General features: G+C 43.1%; 14 protein-coding genes and 2 pseudogenes. All 16 read right to left on the bottom strand.

Annotated features, from left to right (window positions below):
• Positions 1-28: 28 nt before the first annotated feature.
• Positions 29-172, bottom strand: a complete 144-nt coding sequence (locus tag B5F08_RS13145) for a recombinase family protein (RefSeq protein ID WP_242968392.1) — start codon at positions 170-172, stop codon at positions 29-31.
• A 144-nt stretch (positions 173-316) separates the two neighbouring features.
• Entirely contained in the window at positions 317-577 is a 261-nt protein-coding gene (locus B5F08_RS09505; protein WP_087378662.1) for a hypothetical protein, read from the bottom strand.
• Between the two features lie 641 nt (positions 578-1218).
• A pseudogene (locus B5F08_RS13760) lies at positions 1219-1624 on the bottom strand (helicase); the annotation flags it as partial.
• Positions 1617-3473 carry a recombinase family protein gene (locus B5F08_RS09495; RefSeq protein WP_001820670.1) on the bottom strand — a complete coding sequence of 619 codons (1857 nt, stop codon included), beginning with the start codon at positions 3471-3473 and terminating at the stop codon, positions 1617-1619. The gene B5F08_RS09495 and the pseudogene B5F08_RS13760, both read right to left, overlap by 8 nt.
• A 54-nt stretch (positions 3474-3527) precedes the next feature.
• Complete coding sequence (locus B5F08_RS09490) at positions 3528-3791, bottom strand: hypothetical protein (RefSeq protein ID WP_000253176.1); 264 nt, start codon at positions 3789-3791, stop codon at positions 3528-3530.
• Positions 3791-4021 carry a YdbC family protein gene (locus tag B5F08_RS09485; protein ID WP_001206986.1) on the bottom strand — a complete coding sequence of 77 codons (231 nt, stop codon included), beginning with the start codon at positions 4019-4021 and terminating at the stop codon, positions 3791-3793. Before B5F08_RS09485 ends, B5F08_RS09490 begins: the two co-directional genes overlap by 1 nt.
• A 45-nt stretch (positions 4022-4066) precedes the next feature.
• A complete protein-coding gene (locus B5F08_RS09480; RefSeq protein WP_000743700.1) occupies positions 4067-4921 on the bottom strand; it encodes a ParB/RepB/Spo0J family partition protein in 855 nt (284 codons plus the stop codon).
• A gap of 8 nt (positions 4922-4929) precedes the next feature.
• Positions 4930-5895, bottom strand: a complete 966-nt coding sequence (gene mobV, locus B5F08_RS09475; RefSeq protein WP_001820668.1) for a MobV family relaxase — start codon at positions 5893-5895, stop codon at positions 4930-4932.
• A 524-nt stretch (positions 5896-6419) separates the two neighbouring features.
• A complete protein-coding gene (locus tag B5F08_RS09470; protein ID WP_001170964.1) occupies positions 6420-7445 on the bottom strand; it encodes an AAA family ATPase in 1026 nt (341 codons plus the stop codon).
• Positions 7446-7903: 458 nt separating this feature from the next.
• Positions 7904-8074: a hypothetical protein gene (locus B5F08_RS13755; RefSeq protein ID WP_000331638.1), complete on the bottom strand. Its 171-nt coding sequence runs from the start codon at positions 8072-8074 to the stop codon at positions 7904-7906.
• Between the two features lie 83 nt (positions 8075-8157).
• Entirely contained in the window at positions 8158-8583 is a 426-nt protein-coding gene (locus tag B5F08_RS09460) for a sigma-70 family RNA polymerase sigma factor (protein ID WP_000323895.1), read from the bottom strand.
• Between the two features lie 94 nt (positions 8584-8677).
• Complete coding sequence (locus tag B5F08_RS09455) at positions 8678-9190, bottom strand: sigma-70 family RNA polymerase sigma factor (RefSeq protein ID WP_000241709.1); 513 nt, start codon at positions 9188-9190, stop codon at positions 8678-8680.
• 471 nt (positions 9191-9661) lie between these two features.
• Positions 9662-9851, bottom strand: a pseudogene (locus B5F08_RS09440) (cysteine-rich KTR domain-containing protein).
• 51 nt (positions 9852-9902) lie between these two features.
• Complete coding sequence (gene tet(O) / locus B5F08_RS09435; RefSeq protein WP_087378658.1) at positions 9903-11822, bottom strand: tetracycline resistance ribosomal protection protein Tet(O); 1920 nt, start codon at positions 11820-11822, stop codon at positions 9903-9905.
• A 366-nt stretch (positions 11823-12188) separates the two neighbouring features.
• Entirely contained in the window at positions 12189-12563 is a 375-nt protein-coding gene (locus B5F08_RS09430) for a TnpV protein (protein ID WP_001129922.1), read from the bottom strand.
• Positions 12544-17676 (bottom strand): DEAD/DEAH box helicase family protein, encoded by a 5133-nt coding sequence (locus B5F08_RS13685; protein WP_442856070.1) that lies wholly within the window; start codon positions 17674-17676, stop codon positions 12544-12546. Before B5F08_RS13685 ends, B5F08_RS09430 begins: the two co-directional genes overlap by 20 nt.
• Positions 17677-18520: the final 844 nt, after the last annotated feature.

Raw genomic sequence — 18520 nt, 5'->3', positions numbered from 1 at the left:
ATCAAGTAAATCTTGATTGTATAAAAGCTTAGGTCTGCCAAAGTTTATCCCTCTTTTTTTTGTCCGTTATAATATCCTTTTCCGGAATGCCGAAAGCAATTAAAGCGTCAAGCTGTCGGTTAAGACTTTGCTCGGTGGATGACACTCTTGCATATCCAAATGTTTTATTCACGTTTAAGTCACCTCTTTTATGTATCAAAAAGCGTACTTTTTGATACAGTTGTTTTTAATGTAAAAAAGTGTTTCAAAACTCTTAATATAGAAACATTTTTATGTCATCTAATTTTTTGAAGTTTTTGAAACACTTTTTTCTCTTTTACAATCTTCGTTTAGGTCTGTTCTGGTTTTGATTTTTCTGAGCTTCCTGTGTGGTTATAGGTTTATCCTCAAGACTTAAAAGTTTATTGAGTTCATTAAGTCTTTCTGTTTTTGCTTTTAATTCCTCCTCTCTTGAGAATGGTTTTTCCACCTCCTGTTTTGCAGCTTGTTTTGCAACTTCAAGCTGTTTTTTGTTTCTTCCAGCTCTCTTTGAGCAAGCTCCAAAGCTTCGGGATATTTGTCTATGACACTGTATCAAAAAGTATACTTTTTGATACAGTTGTTTTTAATGTAAAAAAGTGTTTCAAAACTCTTAATATAGATACATTTTTGTGTCATCTAATTTTTTGGAGTTTTTGAAACACTTTTTTCTCTTTTACAATCTTCGTTTAGGTCTGTTCTGGTTTTGATTTTCCTGAGCTTCCTGTGCGGTTATAGGTTTATCCTCAAGACTTAAGAGTTTATTGAGTTCATTAAGTCTTTTTGTTTTTGCTTTTAATTCCTCCTCTCTTGAGAATGGTTTTTCCACTTCTTCTTTTGCAGCTTCAAGCTGTTTTCTTGTTTCTTCCAGCTCTCTTTGAGCAAGCTCCAAAGCTTCGGGATATTTATCTATGATGTTGTCAATCCTGACTGTATTTCCCGATGGGTCGTCACTGAGGTATGTTTTTAAGCTTATGTTGCCTTTTACCTTGACTTCATATTTTCTTTCCATTCTGTCAAAGGAAAGCTCCAGCTTAAAACCTCTGTATTCTCCAAGAGGAACAGGGTCAGGACTTGTCATTGCTTTGCATACTTCAATTATGCCCATTCCTGCTTTTGTTCTCTTTGTGTATGTCTTATCATCAATTTTAAAAGTAAAAGTATTTTCGTCGGGTCTGGGATTTTTTGAAACCACATCTATGTCCTTTTTCAGTCCCTCTATACGGGTTTCATATGCAGAAATTCTGAAAGGAAAATATTTAAGAATTTTATCTTCCAAAGCATATCGTTCAGATGAAAAGCTGGATTTTAAAACCTTTAGCTTCTGAACCTGAATATCTAAATCCATCTTTTCTTTAATATATGGATTTCCTGTAGCGAGCATTTTAATTTCAGCGTAGGACAGAGCCGTTTCGTCTATGTCCTCAGCTGACCTTACAGGTGACTTGCTTGTCATAATCTGACTTGCAAATTTCTGTTTTCCCTCCACAAGCTGATACAGATAAGCGTCAAAGGTCTGTTCTGTAACATATCGGTAAATATCCACTTCCGGGTTTTCATTTCCCTGACGGATTATTCTTCCGCTTCGCTGTTCAAGGTCAGTCGGTCATTTTTTGCGGACAGTTCATACATGCTATCCTTTTCTGTTCTCTGCTCCTGCGTTTGCTCTCGTTTGATTTCTCCCTCCGTATCTTCTTGGCACAAGCAGGACAATACCTTGATGCACCAGAGCCCGGGACATATTCAACGCCGCACACCGTACAATTTTTAGCGGGCATTGCTGCCCACCGTTTTGTAGGTATGATATGTAATTCATCGACAAAGCCGATGAATTTATAGTAAATCTTGATTTCCTGCTTCACTGTTCCGTCTGCCATCTTCTCACGCTCCGAAACAAGTATCTTGTCTATGAGTGCGTTTATAACTGTTGCATCCAGTTCTTTTAAGCCTTGATAATTTCGGATAAGGGCGAGGAAGTCACGGATTCCCCGTGATTTCTCGTAGCTTTCATTAAGAGTTTCCGTCACCTCTTTCAGCCTTGCTTCAATTTCAAGCTGCTCTTTCTGGTATTTCCCCGACATCATCTCAAAATTCCGCTCGGTAATACGCTCCATGACCTTATCCTCGTAGAGAGAGGAAAACAGCCTGTCCAGTTCCGCAAGGCGTTTGTTCAGCTTCTTACGTTCTTTCTCTAATGCTTTCGCCCTGCTCTGGTCTGTTTCCGTGAGCCGCTTTTCTATGGCCCTGACCGCCTTTTCATCATTCACTGCCATATCCGCAAAACAGTTGATGTCGGCAAGAACGGCATTGAATAAATCCCTTGCTTCTATATTGTGGGCACTACACTCGCTTCTTCCGTTTCTTGCATAATTATTACATGAATACTGTACACAGTCGATAATCTCTGGGCGTTTCCTCCTGTGTACGTTCATTGCCCGCAGAGCACATCCGCAGTCCACACACTTGATAACGCCTGCAAAAATATTTACAAATCCTCCCTTGTTCTGTGGAAGCCTACGACTTGTAATAAGCTGTTGGACAATATCAAATTCCTCCTGCGTGACTATTCCCTCATGGGTATTGGGTATCACTTCCCATTCTTCGGGCAGCTTAGAGGGGCGTTTCTTGCTTTTCATATTGGCGGCAATCCGTTTGTAGCCTACAAGATTTCCCGCATATATCGGGCTTCTTAAAATGCTCCTCACGCTGTTCCCACTCCAAATATAGCGTTTGTCCTCGTTCCCCTCAAAATGACGTTCAAAGCCTGTTTCGCCACGCTCCGCCGCATAAGCGGCAGGGCGTAGGATATGCTGTTTATTAAGATGTCTGCAAATTTTGGCAACTCCATTCCCTTTTAATGCAAGGTCGAATATCTCTTTTACAACATGTGCCACTTTATCATCTATCAGCAGATGGTTGTGGTCGGCAGGGTCTTTGATATAGCCATAAGGGGCGGTAGTTCCCATGAATTTCCCCTGTTGAAACCTCGCCCGATATGCCGATTTTATCTTAACAGATATGTCAGCGGCATACATTTCGTTTAAAATGTTGCGGAAAGGCGTGATGTCCATAGCAGATTTATTCAAGGTATCTACGCCGTCATTGACCGCTATATACCTCACGTTATGCTCTGGGAAGAAAACTTCCAGATATAACCCACAATCAAGATAGTTTCTCCCCAGACGGGATAAATCTTTCGTAATCACGCAGTTTATCAGACCGCTTTCAATGTCTTTTATCATATTCTGGAAACTTGGTCTTTGGAAATTTGTACCAGAATAACCATCGTCCACATACGTTTTTGCTATGTGCCATCCCTGCTTTTTCACATAATCCGTGAGGATGGATTTCTGTGTCGCAATGCTCGCACTCTCGTTATCCGTACCATCGTCTTTAGATAAGCGGCAATAAATGCCGACTAAATAGATTTTCTTTTCTTCTTTGATTCCTGCCATACTGTAAAACCTCCGTATCTGTCCTATCTGTTTTCATGTCCCATTGCGTACATTCTAAGCGGACAGCCCCTCATTGTCGAAGGTGTCGCCCTCGGCAATCTTCTTCCGAATATCCTCGGAGATAATCGGGACAAACGCTTCTGTAACGGTCTGTGTGCCGACATATTCACGGCTGATTATCATCTGCACTGGTGCTTTTGGCACGATACGCTTTCTCTTTTTATCTGCTTTCTTATCCTCGCCCATACTTAAATCTTCCTTTCCAGACAGGGCAGGGAAGAGTTTGGAAATGTCCCCGCCCTGCCAATCAGATACCATTAATCCTCGCTGTTTAATTCTTTCTGTAATGCTTTAAGGAGTGCCGCCGCTTCATCAGCGTTCAGCGTGATTCCCTTGCCGCACTTTTCACGGTTCGGGGAAAAGCTGCGGATGTCATACTTCGGCTCTTTCCCATTCCATGAAATGAGATTGATTTCCTTTGTGTAGCCACTGTCGCCCGTAGACAATACTGCGATTTCCTTTACGATTTCATACTGGATTTCTCTCATTCTCCATACCTCAACTCTCTGTATTTACTTCCCGAAAAAAGAAGATTAGCGGCTGTCACGGTTGCGTTTCCTCTGCAACTCACGCTCCAAAAGTTTGATGATGGTTTCCTCCATCTGCTTCGGCGTTGTGTTCTTCGGAAAGTATTTTTTCAGCTTGCTTGTGTTGATTTTCAAGGTTTCTTTCTGGTTGCCCTTTTCCTCCGTCATAATCGCAAATATCGTATCCATGTCAAGCCGCCCGCTCTGGCTTAACTGTTTCATCCGCTGTGCCTGTGAGAGTGAGGGCGTTGCTTCTTCGCTCTCCATCGTGGCAAAGAGGTTTTCCTGCTCGTCTTTCTTCAAGAAGGACAGTTCCACCGCAGGCGTGAGGGCGATTTTCCCCTCGTCCACCATCTGCAAAATCGGCGGTATCAGTTCCGTCAGGCGGATAAAACGCTGCACGGTCATCCTGCCCACGCCGAAGCCCTGTGCCACCTTGTCGTCCGTCCGCAACTTCGTCACAACTTGTGACGAGGTTAAGTCTGTGCGGAAACCCTGCCGCTTCATGGCTTCGGATTTCATCTTGTAAGCAAACGCCCGCTCCGATGGCAGGATATTCTCACGCTGCAAATTGCTGTCTACAAGGGTGATGATGGCTCGGTCACGGTCTAAGGGCAGGACAAACGCAGGCACGGTATTTATCCCTGCAAGTTCAGAAGCACGGACACGCCGCTGTCCTGCAATCACTTCATAACCGTCCCCGTCCTCTTTCGGGCGTGTGATTATCGGCGTGACAATGCCAAATTCCTTGATGCTTTCCGCTAACTCTGACAGTGTTTCATCTTCTGCCACATGAAACGGATTGTCGGGGAACGGGTACAAGTCTTTGGTCTTTAACACCTTAAAATCCTGTTTCTTCATTCACATATCTACCTTTCTTTCGCTCTGCTTCTATGATTTTTCTGCAATTCTTCCAACACTTCGGGCGGTATTTTTGACAGCAGCCGCCCCATCTGCTCGTTGGTTCTCTGCAATTCAAATATCTTCTGATTCGCTTTCTGCACCTTTAGTTCCTGCTCGTACTTTTCATCACGCATACGCCCCGCATAGTCTGATTCCTGCCCAATTCTCTCTTTCAAACTGTCGATATACGCCTGCTGTTTCCCGATTTCCTTAGAGAATTTCTCCACGTCTGGCAGCCATGCAGAGAGTAAATCTAACGCTTTATCCCTTTTCTTCCCTGCGTTAAAGGCGTTGATGTCGGATAGGGCAGACACGATTTCTTCATACTGTTTATCAAGCCTGCCGCCTAATTTATAGAGCCATGTGGGGACGTGTTTCCGCTTGGTTTCCATTGAGGACTGCCCCCGTTCAAGCTGATTCCACCGTGAGGACATCCGCTCATGGTAGGCGGTCTGCCACTCGGATAATGATTTCTGGTTGCCTAAGATAGCTTTCGCTGACAGCTTATTGTCTGGCGTAATCGGCACAAAGCAGAGGTGCATATGGGGCGTTCTCTCGTCCATATGGACGACAGCGGAGAGGATATTCTGCTTTCCAACACGCTCCGAAATGAAGTCAAGAGCCGTCTGGAAATACGCTTTTTGTTCTTCGGGCGGTAACTGGTTCATAAATTCTGGTGAAGCTGTGATGAGCGTTTCCACCATCATCACGCTGTCTTTCCTTGTCCTGCACCCCGCTTCGGCTACCATGCGGTTAATCTCTTTCTTGTAGGTGTACTTTGGTGGTGCTATGAGATGGTAATTGTTTTTAGAGCGTTCCATATCTATATCTGGGTTGCTTTTGTAGGCTTCTTTCTTCCGCTCGTTGTGGCGTTCACAAGCCGCAACGCCGCCCGCTTTTCGTTTCTGGAAACGCAGGATTGCATAAGGCATAGGCGGATTCCTCCTTTCTTTCGGCGGGTGACCGTCCTTTGGGGTGACAGCGGTGACGGTGGTGACAGCAGTTTTGGGATACCCCCTGCCGACTGCCGCAACTGTCACCCTCACCCCCTGCATGACGGTCATGTCGATGATGACGGTGTTTTTGGGATACCCCCCTCGCAAGAGCCGTCACCGTCATGCCGCCATTCTTTTATCCGAAGCCGTAAGGCGTAGGATAGCAGGGCACAGCCCTGCCTTAAGGGAGTCCAGAGGGAACGTCTGGCACACGACTTTGCAGGGCAAAGTGTAGTGTGTTACACCCTGTAAACGCAGTCGGAAAAATCGGAATGATTTTTCTGACCGCAGGGGTGGTTTTACACGACCGAAAAGGGCGAGTAAATCTCACGCCTGCATTTTGCGTTTACGGGGTGTTCTCCCGTAGGGATGACAGCGGCAGGGTATCCTAAAATCACTGTCACCACCGTCACTGCTGTCACCCGCAGGGCAGAGCCGCCAGCTTTACATGGCTTTAAGCGTCAATGACAGTAACAGGGGGGTATCCTAATATCGCTGTCACCACCATCACCGCTGTCACCCGCCCTCCTTGCAAGGGCAATCCGCCTGCCGTCTTTCCTGCGGCTGTACTGGTAGCAGATACGGTTCTCGCTTAAAAATGTGGTGCGGTATTCATTCAGCCATTTCGTAATCACCGTGGGTATGGTTTCCGTTTCCCCCATAGCGGCTAACAGTTCCGTTGCCGTGCCTATCCATTCTTCCTTATCCCTCATAAAATCCACCAACCGAAAAAGGACATCTGGTATCGTTTCTTTCGCAAGCTGCTCCTGCGTTTTCCGCTCCACAAGCTCCCAACGGCAATCACGGAAACGCAGCGTGTATTCCTGATAAGGCGTGTCCCTGCCCGTCACATACAGCTTGGCGGTGTCAGACGCACGTTTCTCCTTTTCCAGAACAAAGGTAGCGTCCGCACTCCCCGTTAATCCTGTCGTCCCAGACACCTTGTTGAACACGTCGCTGTCATTCTGCTTTCGGATGTGGTGTACGACAATGACCGCCAGAGAGTGCCTGTCGGCAAAGTCTTTGATGAGGGAGATGTCCCCATAGTCGCTTGCATAGGCATTGTCTTTTGAAGCTGTACGGACTTTCTGCAAGGTATCAATGACAATGAGCCTGCTGTCTGGGTAATCTTTCAGATAATCTTCAAGCTGCACGATAAGACCGTCTGACAGCTTGCAGCTTGCCACGGCAAAGTGGAGCCGCCCGCTTGCTTCGTCCGTCAAACGAAATAACCTGTCCTGTATGCGGCAGAACGTGTCCTCAAGGCAGAGGTAAAGCACATCGCCCTCCATTGTCGGCATATCCCATAAAGGGATTCCCTGCGACACGCATAAGCATAGCTTCAGCATGAGCCAGCTTTTGCCTATCTTCTGTGAGCCGCAGAACAGCGATAAGCCTGTCGGGATAAGGCTGTCCACCACAAAGGATGGTTTCTCAAGCGGTTCATAAAGGAGCGTTTCGGCGTTGACTGTCTGTAACTTCTGCATGGCTTTCCTCCTTTCGGGCGGTGTCTTTGTTTTCGTTGCACATAGGCGTTGACCTCCTTAAAAATAGATTTACTCCCACGGAAAAAAGTGAGAGTATGTAATGCCGCCAATCCCACACAAATAAAAAACAGATTTCTTTTTCGGGCGGTGTCGGTCACGGTTGGAGATATTTCTTCAATTTCCGCCTTTACTTTCTCCTTTGCAATCGCAACAGATTTCTGTATTGCCGAAGCGGTGCAATGCTCCATAGCGGCGATTTGGTAAAAATTGAACTCATACTCGTAGTAGAGCAGGAAACGCCGCCTTTGTATCTCTGGAAGGCTCCCAACCGCCTTATAGAGCGTTTCATTCCGTTCTTCCTCAACCATGCGTTCATCAAGGCTCTTAGGCACACGCAACGCCCGTCTGTAAAGGGTTTCGTCCCATACCTCGTTAAACTCCCTGTGCCGCTCGTCCCATTAGAAAAGATTCCTGTTCCTGCGCTCCATCTGCCGAAACTCCATAAAGAACTGTTCCGACACTTCCAACTCGTGGGATTTGCCCTGCCCGTCCTTAAAGCTGATAAAATACCTTGTGCCGCTTTCCGTGGATTCCTCCCGAAGCGTGTATGCCTTAACCCTGTATGCCATCCTGTTGTCCTCCTGCAAAAAATGAGTGAGGGGATTTCCATCCCTCACCCAGTAGCCCGCAGGATGGCAGGCTGTTTTAGAAGCTATAAAATTTTCCGCAGCTTCTTCCGCAGATGGTCTAACCTCGCATAGATGGCACCAGTCGTCAAATGCACAAGCGGGGCAATCTCCTTTGTGGAATACCCCTGCATTTTCAGCAGGACGATTTTCAAGGTACGCCCGTCCACCGTGACTAATACTTGATAGAGATTTTCGCTCTCAATCTCTTCCAGTAACTCCGCAACCGTACCCACTTCCGCCTGCCGCTCCCTGCCTGCCATGTCCTCAAGATATTCCGCAACGTCATTCGTCCATCGGTAAAACCGCCTGTTGGAATTGAAGTCTGCCCTGTCCGCCATGCGTATCTGCTCAATGGTCGCTTCATCAACGCCGCACTCACGCAGCAGCTTTTCCTCCGCTTCTTTCCAGATACGCCATTTCCTGTCCTCCCGTCCGTGGTTGTATGCCATTCTTACTTCCTCCAATCAGAATTGATTGAGAGGGCAGAGAAAAGCCCCCTCATCTTCCCAAAGGAAAAAACAAGGGGGCTGAACGCCTTAAATTTTAATTTTCTATTATCTTTCTTAGTTTTATTAGGATTCTGGCTTTGCGTTTGTTTACAACGCTCTGGGTTATGCCCAACCTCGCCCCGACTTCACGCTCGGAAAGTCCGTCAAAAAAGATTGCCTGTATCAGCTCCTGTTCACTATCCGACAGCAAAGGCAGGGCGGCTTTCAGCCTGTCCACCATGACCGCATTGACAACGGTTTCTGCAATGTCCACCGCTTCATCAGTGATAAAGTCCAGAGGATTCCCCTCGCTGTCCGTAAATCCGTCGAGAGATAGCAGTCTATTCTTTGTATCTAATTTTTGCAGATAACGCCACCGTTCCTTGTCACGGTAGAAGTCTGTGTATTGCTCCCTCACGACTTCAAGCAGACAGCCTTGAATGGGGATAAACAGCTTGTCCATATAGGTCTGGTCGGATTCCCTGCAACGGCAGAACTCCGTGTAGGATAATTCCACATAGCCGCCACTTTCTCTGATATATACCTTTCTTGGTGCATATTTCACCATAAATACCTCCCATCTGAATTTTTGAAATGTAAAAAATCCAGATGGAGAGGCGGAGAACGACACCGCATATCAGAAACAGCCCTACGGCACTTTCCAACAAAAATCGACAAAAGAAAAACCGCAAAGGCTCTGTGACCTTTACGGTTATAGGAAATAGTAATTCTATTGTATGGAGATTGTACTTCTACTTTCAAGGTGAGAAGTACCGTTGCACTGGCAGAAATTTTTTTAACTGGTTTCCTGCCGTTCTCTGATATGCTATGTATTGATAAATTTTGCTTCGTATGAGCAGATAGATAACTGCCCGAAAAAAGGACATAAAAAAATCCCTCCAAATTTAAAAACAAATTCAGAGGGTAATTTAGGGTATAACAAAATAACCCACCCGAATATCGTTTTTTTTATTTGGTGAGTTTGTTCTTTCAAATACGAAACAAAAAGAGCCGATGATTCGTGAATTGTTCCACAATTTCATCGGCTCTGCGTCTTAAGCGTCTGGCTCTTTGATGACAGTTATCTTCAAGTTGTCAACTTTAATCAATCTTTCTTGTCTGCATTTTGGACAATAAAGGGGATAATTCTCCAAAACAGTGTCCTTCCTAATTTTATTACGGGTTTTGCTCCCACAAACAGGACACAATATCCATTCGCATTTCATCATAATTAGTCTCTAATCCTTTCAAATCTCATTTTATATGACTTTTGCAAGCTGTTAAGCTAACTTGTGGAACATATGCCGAACCTTATCTATACGGCTATTCGGGCGGCGGGGTTGGCAAATAAATTTACCAATAGCTGGCTGGTATCCTTTTAACTCTGTCAAGCAGACTCCCTGCCCATTTGTGAAATAAGTTAAATCGTTCCTGTATTCTTGAATACATCTAGCAGGGATTTCTCCTTTCAGAATGACCTCGTCATTCTTTATCTGAGTACTTACAATATCTGCACAATACCTTGGAGCATCATGATACGCCCGTGAGAGATATTCCTGCGGTGCATAAATTTCAAAGTGGAGATATGGCTCTAATAGTTCTGTCCCTGCTTTTTTTAAAGCCTGCTCCAATACGATAGGGGAAAGCAGCCGAAAGTCTGCGGGGGTACTTACAGGACTATAATACAATCCATATTCAAAACAGATTTTACAGTCTGTCACTTTCCATCCATACAGCCCCTGCTCGCAGCCATAAAGAACCCCCTCCATAACCGCATTTTGGAACGATTGATTTAAATATCCAAGTGAAACTCTGCTTTCATACTGCACTCCGCTTCCAATAGGGAGCGGCTCTATGGACAACCCGACAGAAGCCCAGAAAGGATTTGGCGGGACTTCTATGTGGATGGTATATTCTGCTTTTCTAAGCGGTCTTTCCATATATATAACAGTAGGCTCTTTTATTTCTGCCTCCACATGATATTTTTCCTCAAGGATGGCACAAATGACTTCCATCTGCACATTCCCCAAAAAAGATAACATAATCTCATGTGTAACAGTATCAATGTCAAAATGCAAAAGAGGGTCTGTATCAGCAATCTCTGCGAGGGCATTTAACAGGGCTTCCCTTTGCTCCGGCTTTTGCGGCTCTACCGTTGTCCGAAGTAATGGCATGGGATTATCAATCCATGTTTTGTGAGGCAGGAGTTTTTCATTTCCCAGAATGTCGTTCAGTTTCAAAGTATCATCAGCTAAAATAACAATTTCTCCCGGACAGGCATGGTCAGCCGGGACGATTTCACCGTTTGTCGGAACATACATCTCTGTGATTTTTATTTTCTCTTTTTCAGATATTCTAATAACATCCCTCAAATGCAATGTTCCGCTATATATACGCACATAAACAAAACGCCGCCTTTTCTCTGAATATTCAATCTTAAAAACCTGCCCGCATAGTTCAGATTGACCTTCAGGCGTTGATGAATAAAATTTACTGGCAATTACTTCTATAAGCTGCCGAATCCCCAGATTGTTTTTAGCGCTTCCGTGATAAACGGGAAATAACGTTCCGTTTTGGAATCTCCTGTTTTCTTCCTGTTCCAGTTCTGACATTTTAAACGGTTTCCCTGACATATATTTCTCTAATAGTTCATCGTTTCCCATAATTACCGCATCCCACTGTTCCATATCGTCATTGTCCGTTACATTTATATGGGGATGCTGCCCAACCTTTTGCTTCACTATAATTTCCGAAGAAAGCTTTGCTTTCATTTCCCGATATACCATTGGCAAATCAATCCCCTCTTGGTCAATTTTATTGATGAAAAAAATTGTCGGAATCTTCATTATCTGTAGTGCATGAAACAGTATACGGGTCTGTGCCTGTATGCCATCCTTTGCAGAAACTAATAATACTGCTCCGTCTAATACGGATAAAGAACGGTATACTTCCGCCAAAAAATCCATATGGCCTGGCGTATCTATAATGTTGACTTTTACATCCTCCCACTGAAAAGATGTCACTGCTGTCTGGATAGTGATTCCCCTTTGACGCTCCAAATTCATTGTATCTGTCCTTGTTGTGCCTTCATCTACGCTCCCTAGTTCTGCAATTGCACCACTGGTATACAATAAACTTTCCGTTAATGTTGTCTTTCCTGCGTCAACGTGAGCCAGAATGCCTAAGTTAATTATTTTCATGTGATTTTCCTCCTATCAACACCCAAAAAAGGGCATAAAAATACCCAGTGATAAATACTCCTATCACTGGGTAAATAACTCCAATAGCCCCAAAACACTTATATGTTTTCGGGCATATAAAATTACATGATAAAAGTATTCTTAAACTGGGTACAAAAAACTAAGCCCCATATTAAAAGTGAAACGGGACTGCTACTTTTTGTTCCCACTATCAAATTGACAGTTTATTTAAGAATACCTTGCCGCATATTTATTAACTCCTTGTATAATACTGAATCTAATTATATTCCTTAACCCTTTATTTGTCAAGCTGACAAACTAAAGCAGAAAAAGCGGCAGGATTTCCCCCTGCCACTAATCATCTGTTTATGCAAAAATAATTTCCTTTTCCACAATCTCCCTCGCACAAGCCCTTATGTTATTGAGGCATCCTGTCCATTCTAAGGCGTTTTCTGCCTTTAGCTGTTCCGTTATGCCCTGTGCCTGTTTCATACCCTCTATGAGCCTTTCAAAGCGTTCCTGTGCCTGTCTGTTGATGTCGGCAAGGTAGGCGTTTAGCCTGCCGCTTGTAAGAAGATTGGTGTATGTAACTTTACGGTACTGTTTTAGATAATCTAAATGCCGTTGCCCCCAGATGCCTATTGCCTGTTCTTCTTCGGCGGGTACAGTTAAGCACGGTATCAAATAATCCCCTTGCCTTTCGTATTTGCCGCCCAGTTCCTCAAATAATGATTTTGCCATTGTCTGTTACCTCCACATTCTTTTTTATTTTGAATGTCCGCAAAATCCGTCCTACATCAGCCGGACGCCATGGACAATCAAGGTCATGCAAGGCAATCAGCTTGTCCTGTACATTCGTGCCGGCTCCCATTTTCTGAGTAGAACCTATCAGTATTCTTACCTCGCCTTTTCTTACTTTCTTGAAAAGCTCCTGCTTTTTGGCTTCGGTATCGGCTTCATGTATAAATCTTATTTCATCTTTTGGAATACCTCTTTTAATCAGCTTATTGCAAATATCATCGTATGTATTAAAAGAACCGTCCTTTTTCGGGGTTGATAAATCACAGAAAACAAGCTGTGTGGATTTCTTATCGGCTGTTTCGGTCCAAATACGATGAATATTGTCAACGCAGGCGTTTAATTTACTGCCTTCAAAATCAGGAAGCATGGGGTTTATCATTCTTTGGTCGAGGGCAAGCTTTCTGCCGTCATTGGTGATTTTCAGCATATTATCATCCTTTGAATCAACCATTCCGTTTCTTACTTTCTCTGCTCTTTCAGAAAGAGATAAAACCATTTCCTTTTGCATTTCGGAAGGCTTAACCGCTACATTATGAAAGTTTGCTTTTGGAACTGGTAAATTTAACATGTCGGCAGTTTGAATATCTGCAGCTTCTTTGAACATAGCCATAAGTTCAGGAAGGTTGTAGAACCTTGAAAAACGTGTTTTCATGCGATATCCGGTTCCCTCGGGAGTAAGCTCTGTTGCCGTTACTGTTTCGCCAAAGGTAGAAGCCCAAGCGTCAAAATGCTGTAATCCGTTTTGCTGAAGCTTACCGTACTGCAAATATCGCTGAATGGTATAAAGTTCCACCATACTGTTTGAAATCGGTGTGCCTGTTGCAAATACAACGCCACGTCCTCCGGTAAGCTCGTCAAGGTATCTGCATTTCATAAAGAGGTCTGAAGATTTCTGTGCTTCGGTTTGAGCAATACCGCCCACATTACGCATTTTTGTGTAAAGAAATAGATTTTTGTAATAATGACTTTCATCAATGAATATGCGGTCAACGCCAAGCTCCTCAAAGGTAACAACGTCATCCTTTCTGCTTTGGTCATTGAGTTTATCAAGCTTTTGTTTAACAGCTTTCCTTGTTCTTTCCAATTCCTTAACAGAGAAGCTGTCACCACGGTTTCTTTTAAGTTCGTCAATACCCTGTGTTATATCATCAAGCTGTTCTTCCAAAAAGGCACGCTGTCTTTCGATTGACATAGGAATCTTTTCAAATTGTGAATGACCTATAATAACCGCATCATAATCGCCTGTAGCAATTCTTCCGCAGAACCTCTTTCGGTTTTTGGTTTCAAAATCTTTCTTTGTGGCAACAAGGATATTCGCCGCAGGATAAAGCTGTAAGTATTCAGAAGCCCATTGTTCTGTGAGGTGATTGGGAACAACAAAGAGGGATTTCTGACAAAGTCCCAAGCGTTTGCTTTCCTGTGCGGCGGCAACCATTTCAAAGGTTTTGCCGGCTCCAACCACATGGGCGAGGAGAGTATTTCCGCCGTAAAGAATATGTGCAACCGCATTTCTTTGATGTTCTCTAAGTTTAATTTCAGGGTTCATCCCACTGAATATAATATGACTTCCGTCATATTCACGTGGGCGAATTGAGTTGAATTTTTCGTTATACATTTTTGTGAGTTCTTCACGGCGAACGGGGTCTTTCCATATCCAGTCCTGAAATTCCTGTTTAATGAGTTCCTGTTTTGATTGAGCAATAGCAGTTTCTCTTTTATTCAAAACAGCTTTTTTCTTGCCGTCCGGAGTTTCCTCATAATCAAAAATACGGACGTCTTTCAGATTTAATGTTTCTTCGATGATGTAGTAGGCGCTAATCCTTGATGTTCCGTATTTCTGTTCAGCTCTGATATTATTCCTGTCAGCACTTTTGCCTGAAATATTCCATTTTCCTGTGTATTTTGAAAAGTTTACTTTCATATTCCACTGTGTATATCTGGGTGTCTGTAAAAGTTCAAATACAAATTGCTGTACTATTTCGGAAGGCAGCCACGTAGCACCAAGCCTTACGGAAATTTCACTTGCTGTTAAATTCTTTGGCTGAACTTTTTCCAACGCTTCTACATTTACCGTGTAATCATCGGGATAAAGCTCTGCTGTCTTTCTTGCTGTTCTCAGCTTTTCTCTAACATTACCGGAGAGATACTCATCAGCCGTCAGGTATTTTGCTTCAGTGAGAGTTCCGTATCCGTGCATGGGATTCAGAAATATAACCCCTTTAAGCTCTTTAAATATTTCCTGTTCGCTTTTGCCTGTAAGCTCTGACATATATTCCATATCCACTGTAGCTTTTTCTCCGATTGACAAAGCTAAAGCTTCGCTTGCAGTGTCTACAGATGTAACAGCCTGATGAGGTCTGATTGTTCTCTTTGTAAACATATCAGCTTTTCGCTCAAGCTGTCCTTCTTCATTGACTATTTCCAAGGAGGTAAGCAATGGGTAAGAGCTGTCATTTTTAAAAACAGAGTTTCCACGGGAACTCAAAAGACCGTATTTTTCAAAGAACTTATCGTAAAGCTTGTTAAGATTTTCCTGTTCTGCTTTTATATCATCATCGGGAAAATTCTCTTTTTGCAGGTCGAGCAAGTTTCTTGCCGAGTCACGGATTTTAATCATTTCCTTTATTCGTGTTTCGGCATTGGACGAAACCTTGCAAAGGTTCATTCTGGAGTTTTCTCTGTAGTACAGATTTCCGTCAACAACAGTGTAGGAAAAATTTCTGACCGTAGGGTCAGCCGTTATGAACTCTGTTGCTTCTTCGACTTCATTTTGTTCATAAGCGGTTATTGTGCCGTTTATCTTTGATACGGCTTCTGCAAGCTGTGACTTTAAGTCGGCTCCCTCTATAGGTTCGCAGGTAGCTTCCGTGCCGAAACGTCCGGATATCATTTTCATTTCACCTAAAATCATTTCAGGGTGCTGAACAAAATAAGAGTTCATTTTTATACCGTCATCGTTTACAGCTAAGTCAACCCAATCGGGAGAAAGGTCAAGCACTCTGTCCCTTTTCTGTAGAAAAAGAATATCGGAAACAACCTCGGTTCCTGCATTGCCCTTAAATGTATCATTGGGCAATCGGATAGCACCTAAAAGCTCGGCTCTTTGGGCAATATACTTTCTCACGGAGTTGTTTTCCTTGTCCATTGTACCCTTAGAGGTAATGAATGCCATCACACCGCCCGGGCGAAGCTTATCCAAAGTTTTCGCAAAGAAATAATCATGTATCAGGAATTTATGCTTGTTATACCTTTTGTCAATGACCTTAAAATCACCAAAAGGTACGTTGCCTACAGCTATATCAAAAAAACTGTCAGGTAAATTCGTTTCTTCAAATCCCTGAACAGCTATTGAGTGCTTTTGGTATAACTGTTGTGCTATACTTCCCGATATCGTATCAAGTTCAACACCATATACTTTGCTTTCTTTCATGCTGTCCGGAAGCATACCTATGAAATTGCCGATGCCGCATGATGGTTCAAGTATATTTCCCTGTGTAAATCCCATATTTTCAATGGCACTGTAAACAGCATTTATTACTTCCGGCGGAGTATAAAATGCTGTGAGAGTGCTTTCTCTTGCGGCGGCATATTCCCCCTGGGTTAAGACAGTTGAAAGCTCAAGATATTCTGTTGCCCAGGCTGAATTTCTCTCGTCAAAGGCTTCGGGAATACCGCCCCAGCCTACATATTTTGACAGAATTACCTGTTCTTCAGGAGTAGCAAAACGGTTTTCATCCTGACATTTTTTTAAAAGCTGTATTGCCATAATATTTCGGCGAAAACGCTCTTTTTTGCCCACATACTCAACCTCATTTTCATTAAGATTGAAATTGTGCCTTTCGGAAATAGGAGTGTCAGTACGTAAAACAGATGCTTTTGACATTGAAACAGGGGGCTTTAATGTATTTTGTTCCGGTATCTCCTGAACAGCCTTTAATTCTTCAGACGGACGGATTTCCGGTTCTTCCGTGTTTTCCGGAACCGTTTCAGTTTTTTTCTCAATCGTTGCAGAGTAAGCTATTAAATCATCAAGCAATGTTTGCAGGTACTCAATGTGGCTGTAATCAGGTGTATCAAAGGTTTGTTGTGATTCGTTTTCGTTGATGCTTAGTTCGGCAATATAGTCAGTCATATAACTGATGATATCTTCGCATGATTGTTTATCTTTGATGTGTTCCGCCATTTTTGAAACAGCATCTTCATCAGTTTCACCGAGTTCAAGATTGTCCTGATAATCATAGAAGTCATAGTCCTTATATAAATCAACAAGCCTTTGAGCAAGTGTTTTTTCCGGAACCGGTTCCGAATTTTCTTTGACCTGTAAATGCTCGTTCATGGGATTTTCGGAAACAAGTCTATCAAAGTCAGAGCGTGTCATTTCTTTATTAAAAAGCGGAGAGCCGGTATCATAGAGCATTACTCTGTTTTCGTCAAAGGATAGAATTTCATATTCCGAAGCACCAATGTATACCTTATCGCCAAGGTGATATTCATATTCTTTCTTTTCTGATGAGTCTGTCTTTACAAAGCTTGTGTCAAGCTCTTTGCTTTTTTGTTTCTCAAGCCACTTAGGATAAATTTCTTTTTCTTTTGGATTTAAGTATCTGTCAAGCTTTATTAGGTCAAATAGCCTGCGTTCGACTTTTTTCCATGGAAGATGAAGCTTTACAGCGTTTTCGTTAAATCCGGTTGAAAGCTCTATTCCTTTACCGTTGTGCCATTCACTTATCTTTGTTTCGTTTATGATCATCACGGGAGATGAACCGCCGATACCATATTCGTCTTTAAGAAACTTTTCATTTTCTTTTGGTGAAAGGTTTTTTTGATATTGTTCATAAATACGTAATTTACCCTCAGATACGCCGCTTCCACTGCAAAGTACATTATCTATAATTTCCTGAGAAAAAGAAAAAACAGAGGTTTTTGTTTCCTCTGTTTCTTCTATTGCCGATATTTGAGTTTCTAAAGAGGGGAGAGGTTTTAAGCGTAAATCACCTGTTCTCTCACTATCTCTCTCACTGCGTTCTGGATGTTGTTCATTCCCTGAACCCATGCCATCTGGTCTTTGGCTTTCAGCTCCTCGGTCAAGCCCTGTCTTTCCTTCATCTGCTCTGTCAGCATGTCGGTCAGCTCCTGAGCCTGCTTCTCCACCTCCAAAAGATGTTCCGTCAGCTTGCCCGTTGTTAAGAGGTTCATGTACTCCAGCTTGCGGTACTCCATCAGGAACTCTTTCCTCAGCAGTGCGTATATTCCCAGCTCCTGCTCCATCTCCTCTTCCTTCTCGTCCTCGCCAAAGTCCGGAAGCATGTAGTCGCCTACCATCTTGTATTTGATTTCTTTCATCTGAAAAACTCCTCTCGTCTATATTTTTACTGCTGTTTTCATTGTAATTATTATTATTTTTTTCGTCAATGGCTTTTCTGTTTTTTTCTAATGATAAAACCACATTTGCCACAGATGTGAGCAGTTTTTGGTACACTTCTCCGGTCGCCAAGCCAATGGCGTTTAATGTTTCAACAGTATTAAAGCTTGTAATGTCGCTGAAATCTTCATCATCGAAATATTTTGATGTATCAATTTCCAGTCTTGTCATAACCAAAAAAGCAATGCTGTTTGAAACTATGTTTCTGTAGACGGACGTTATTGCGGTTTCATCAAGGTCAGAAAGAAAACTGTTTTCCGACTCCCTTATAAGAGTCCTTTTATAATTCTGTATGCTTGCTTCAACGGTTTTTGAAACGGTACTGACAATCGCATCGGGCAATGTCATGTTGTTTTCTATAACGCCGAACCTTTTTTCAAAACCGTTTATTACTTTGTTTTCATATTCCTCCTTCATTTTCCATATAGGAACAGGTCTTGCATATTTGCTGTTGACTGTGTCTGAAATATCAAAG

Source organism: Anaeromassilibacillus sp. An172 (assembly GCF_002160515.1).
In the GTDB taxonomy this organism is placed as follows: Bacteria; Bacillota; Clostridia; order Oscillospirales; family Acutalibacteraceae; genus Limousia; species Limousia pullorum.
Note: the sequence above shows the minus strand (reverse complement) of the source record. Positions and strands in the feature narration are given on the sequence as shown.

What these genes read in the sequence shown, in the direction of transcription:
- B5F08_RS09495 (WP_001820670.1), bottom strand. Translation starts at nt 3,473, where the DNA reads ATGGCAGGAATCAAAGAAGAAAAGAAAATCTATTTAGTCGGCATTTAT.
- B5F08_RS09490 (WP_000253176.1), bottom strand. Translation starts at nt 3,791, where the DNA reads ATGGTATCTGATTGGCAGGGCGGGGACATTTCCAAACTCTTCCCTGCC.
- B5F08_RS09485 (WP_001206986.1), bottom strand. Translation starts at nt 4,021, where the DNA reads ATGAGAGAAATCCAGTATGAAATCGTAAAGGAAATCGCAGTATTGTCT.
- B5F08_RS09480 (WP_000743700.1), bottom strand. Translation starts at nt 4,921, where the DNA reads ATGAAGAAACAGGATTTTAAGGTGTTAAAGACCAAAGACTTGTACCCG.
- mobV (WP_001820668.1), bottom strand. Translation starts at nt 5,895, where the DNA reads ATGCCTTATGCAATCCTGCGTTTCCAGAAACGAAAAGCGGGCGGCGTT.
- B5F08_RS09470 (WP_001170964.1), bottom strand. Translation starts at nt 7,445, where the DNA reads ATGCAGAAGTTACAGACAGTCAACGCCGAAACGCTCCTTTATGAACCG.
- B5F08_RS13755 (WP_000331638.1), bottom strand. Translation starts at nt 8,074, where the DNA reads ATGGCATACAGGGTTAAGGCATACACGCTTCGGGAGGAATCCACGGAA.
- B5F08_RS09460 (WP_000323895.1), bottom strand. Translation starts at nt 8,583, where the DNA reads ATGGCATACAACCACGGACGGGAGGACAGGAAATGGCGTATCTGGAAA.
- B5F08_RS09455 (WP_000241709.1), bottom strand. Translation starts at nt 9,190, where the DNA reads ATGGTGAAATATGCACCAAGAAAGGTATATATCAGAGAAAGTGGCGGC.
- B5F08_RS09430 (WP_001129922.1), bottom strand. Translation starts at nt 12,563, where the DNA reads ATGGCAAAATCATTATTTGAGGAACTGGGCGGCAAATACGAAAGGCAA.
- B5F08_RS13685 (WP_442856070.1), bottom strand. Translation starts at nt 17,676, where the DNA reads ATGGGTTCAGGGAATGAACAACATCCAGAACGCAGTGAGAGAGATAGT.